At 65.3% G+C, this 3,176-nt stretch carries 1 protein-coding gene and 1 pseudogene; one reads left to right on the top strand and one right to left on the bottom strand.

Annotated elements, in window-relative coordinates:
- Nucleotides 1-250, top strand: a pseudogene (locus tag MOV75_RS32310) (chemotaxis protein); the annotation flags it as partial.
- A gap of 173 nt (nucleotides 251-423) precedes the next feature.
- Here MOV75_RS32310 and MOV75_RS32305 read toward each other — a convergent pair.
- On the bottom strand, nucleotides 424-3,176 hold a 2,753-nt coding region (locus MOV75_RS32305; protein WP_247007343.1), incomplete at its 5' end, for an AsmA-like C-terminal region-containing protein.

Genomic DNA, 3,176 nt, shown 5'->3' with positions numbered 1-3,176 from the left:
CATCGCGACCTCGATCGGCGCGGCCATCGAGGAGCAAGGCGCCGCCACCGCCGAGATCGCCCGCAGCGTCTCGCAGACCGCGGAGGCGACCAGGGAAGTCACCACCAATATCGGCGGCGTCTCCACCGCTGCCAACGAGACCGGCAATGCAGCCGACATGGTGCTCGCCGCGGCCTCGAACCTCTCCAAGCAAGCCGAGCAGCTCTCCGGCGAAGTCGGCACCTTCCTCGCGGGCGTGCGCGCGGCGTAAGCGGCACTCAGCACTCCAAACCATGGCCGTCATGCCCGGGCTTGTCCCGCCTGCGCGGCCGAAGCCGCTTCGGCGCGGCGAAGGCCCGGGCATCCACGTTCTTCGTGCCATGTGATGAGGCGTGGATGGCCGGGACAAGCCCGGCCATGACGCGGAGACAAGCCGTCCTGCGCTTATCGCCGCGCGAGACTACAACCGCTGGAAAGCTGGCGCGTCGAGCCGGTCGAGCCGTCGTTGGACTGCGAGGGGAATTCCTCGAACGGCGAGTTCTGCTTGCCGGTGTTGAACTCGAAGATCTTGCGGAACAGGCCGGGCGCCATCGCCGAGATCGGATTGACGCGCATCACAGGCGCCGCTGGTGTGCCGACCACCTCATAGGTCACGCCGATCAACCCTTCATTGTTGCCGCCGCCGAGGAAGATGCCGAACAGCGGAATCTGGCCGAAGATGTTGTTGACGCCATACATCGGCACGAAGGTACCGCTCATGCAGACCTGATTGCCGGGATAGTCGATCGAGCCCTCGATGGTGGCGCCGATCATCGGGCCCTTGACCACGCCATCGCGGATGGTGAGCGCGCCGTTCTGCCGGGTGAACTCGGCGCGGAGCGCGCTGAAGGAGACGCCGTTTCCGGTACCGTTGGGCGCGCCGGCGGCGACGCGTTCGAGCTGAGCCTCGCCCTTCACCGTGAAGTCACGGACATTGATGAGGCCCTCGCGCGAGGTGTTCGGCTCCGACGTCGGCGGCTCCATCGCCACCACCATCTGGCCGCCGACCGCCTTGGTGTAGGTGTCGGTGAAGCGCAGCAGCGCGCCGGCATCGTTGGTCTGGAGGTAGATCACCTCGCGGCTGCCCTGCGCACGCCCGCCGCGCAGATCGGCCGCCACTGGCGTATCGCGGCCGATCTTGCCGCTCAGGGTAAAGGCCTTGATGGCGCCGCTGCGCTTCGACATCTTGGCATCGACGCTGCGCATCGCCTCACCATTGAAACCGGCGATGGCACCCAGCTTCACGTCGATGTCGAAATCGACGTTCTTCATCTTGTTCTTGGAATCGTCCTTGGAATTGCCTGAAATCGCCGACTTCAGGAAGCCGCGGCCATCGAACACGTCGCCGCGCATGGTGCCCCTGATGACGCCGTCCTGACCACGCTCGGCCTTCAATGAGGTCTTGTCGCCGTCGGACGGCGAATAGGTCGGGAAGTTCACGTTCATGAGGTCGCCATTCGCGTCGACCTCGAGCGAGCCCTTGATCGAGGCGCCGCCGCCTTCGATGACGATGTCCTCAAGCCGCGTCGATTGCGCCGTCGGCACGACCTTGAAGCTGGCCTTGCCTGATTTGCCCGGCGGCTTGAGCCAGCCCGGCAGGATATTGTCGAGCTTGACCGACGTCAGGTCGGCCTCGACGCCGAGCTTCGTCGTCTGGTCGGGACCGCCGGCGATCTTGCCCGACAGCTTGATCGGCAACGATCCGCTGACGGCGGGGCCGAGATCGAACCCCAATCGCGCCCGGCTCGCATCATCCAGCGTCGCCTGCAGTCTGACGTCAGCATCGCCTTCGGTCGGCTTGCGGTAGTCGAGTGAGGCCGCCTGGCCGTTGATCTTGACGTCGCCCTTGACCTGATAACCCCCGTTGTTCGCGACGATCTTGAGATTGTTGGCCTCCAGCTTCTGGTTCATCACCAGCTTGTCGGCTGAGAAGCCGTTGAGGTCGGCCGTCACGGCATAGGTCGTGTCAGACTTGGTCAACTCGCCCTTGACCGGCATGCCGAGCTGGATGTTCGCCGTGAATGTGCCCTTGCTGGTATTGGGGTCGACGACTGTCGACGACAGATCGCTTAGGCGATCATTGGAGAGCATTTCGGCCGCTGCTGGCACCGGTCCCTCGACGCGAAACTTCGTTCGCGATGGCGAGGGCTTCGGCGCCATGTCCGGGACCTCGAAGGTGAAGTCGGAAATCGTGACCTTGCGGCCTGCGGGCGTATCGGCAATGCCCTGGCTGATATTCACGGTCGCGGTGCGGCCGGTCACGCGCGCCTTCAAATCGGCATCGTGCACGACAGGCATTCCGTCCACGGGACGGACCGCGACGCCGCTCGCCACGATGTTGACCGAGAGGCCGTCGTCGGGAATGGGCGGGCCCTTGCGCGGAAGGTTCTTCGTCGGCGAGTTGACGCCGATCTCGATGCGCTGAAGCGTACCGCGCTCGATCCGCTCGATCACCCATTCGCGCAACTCGGGAACGACCAGCGTCGGCCACATCCGCTTCAGCGCAGAGGCCGACATCGGCGTCCCCGCAAAGCCCAGCGTCAGCCGCGGCTCGCCGGAATAGTCGATGGCACCGGTGCCGGCGACGCCGATCTCGCCATTGCTGATGTCGGCTTGGGTCAGCAGGAAGCGCTTGTGGTCGGTGTCGAAACGGAAGCCGATCGCAATGCGGTTGAAGACGAGCGGCGGCTCGTTGTCGATGCCGCCGAGCAGGATCGAACCGCCGCTGAAGCCCAGTTGCCAGTCATTGACGGTCCCGTTGGGCGGCTCGAGATGAGCCAGCAGCGTCAGGCGGTTCGCGCCCGACAGGATCTTGAACGGTGCGACCAGCACCCGGCGATTGGCGTCCCACTCGACGTTGATCTCGGCCTGGTCGATCGCCATCGGATAATCTGGCGTGTCGGTGTCGATGATACGGCCCGCGCCGATCGCGATCTTGCCGCGGAAGAATGTCGGCACACCATCGCGGCCGAGCTCGCCCTTGAGCTCGCCCGTGAGCGGCAGGTCGGCCGTATAGGTGAGGTCCTTGACCCGCAGTGCCAGCAGAATGTTGGAGGTCGAGACCTTGTCGGCCTTGATGTCGACCGAGCGCACGCCGTTCTCGGCCGGCCCGATCGTGGCGCGCAGCATCCACGGGCGCTCGCCCTCCTCGCCCAGGC

Origin of the sequence: Bradyrhizobium sp. PRIMUS42 (genome assembly GCF_023006515.1) — a bacterium.
GTDB lineage: Bacteria > Pseudomonadota > Alphaproteobacteria > Rhizobiales > Xanthobacteraceae > Bradyrhizobium.
Note: the sequence above shows the minus strand (reverse complement) of the source record. Positions and strands in the feature narration are given on the sequence as shown.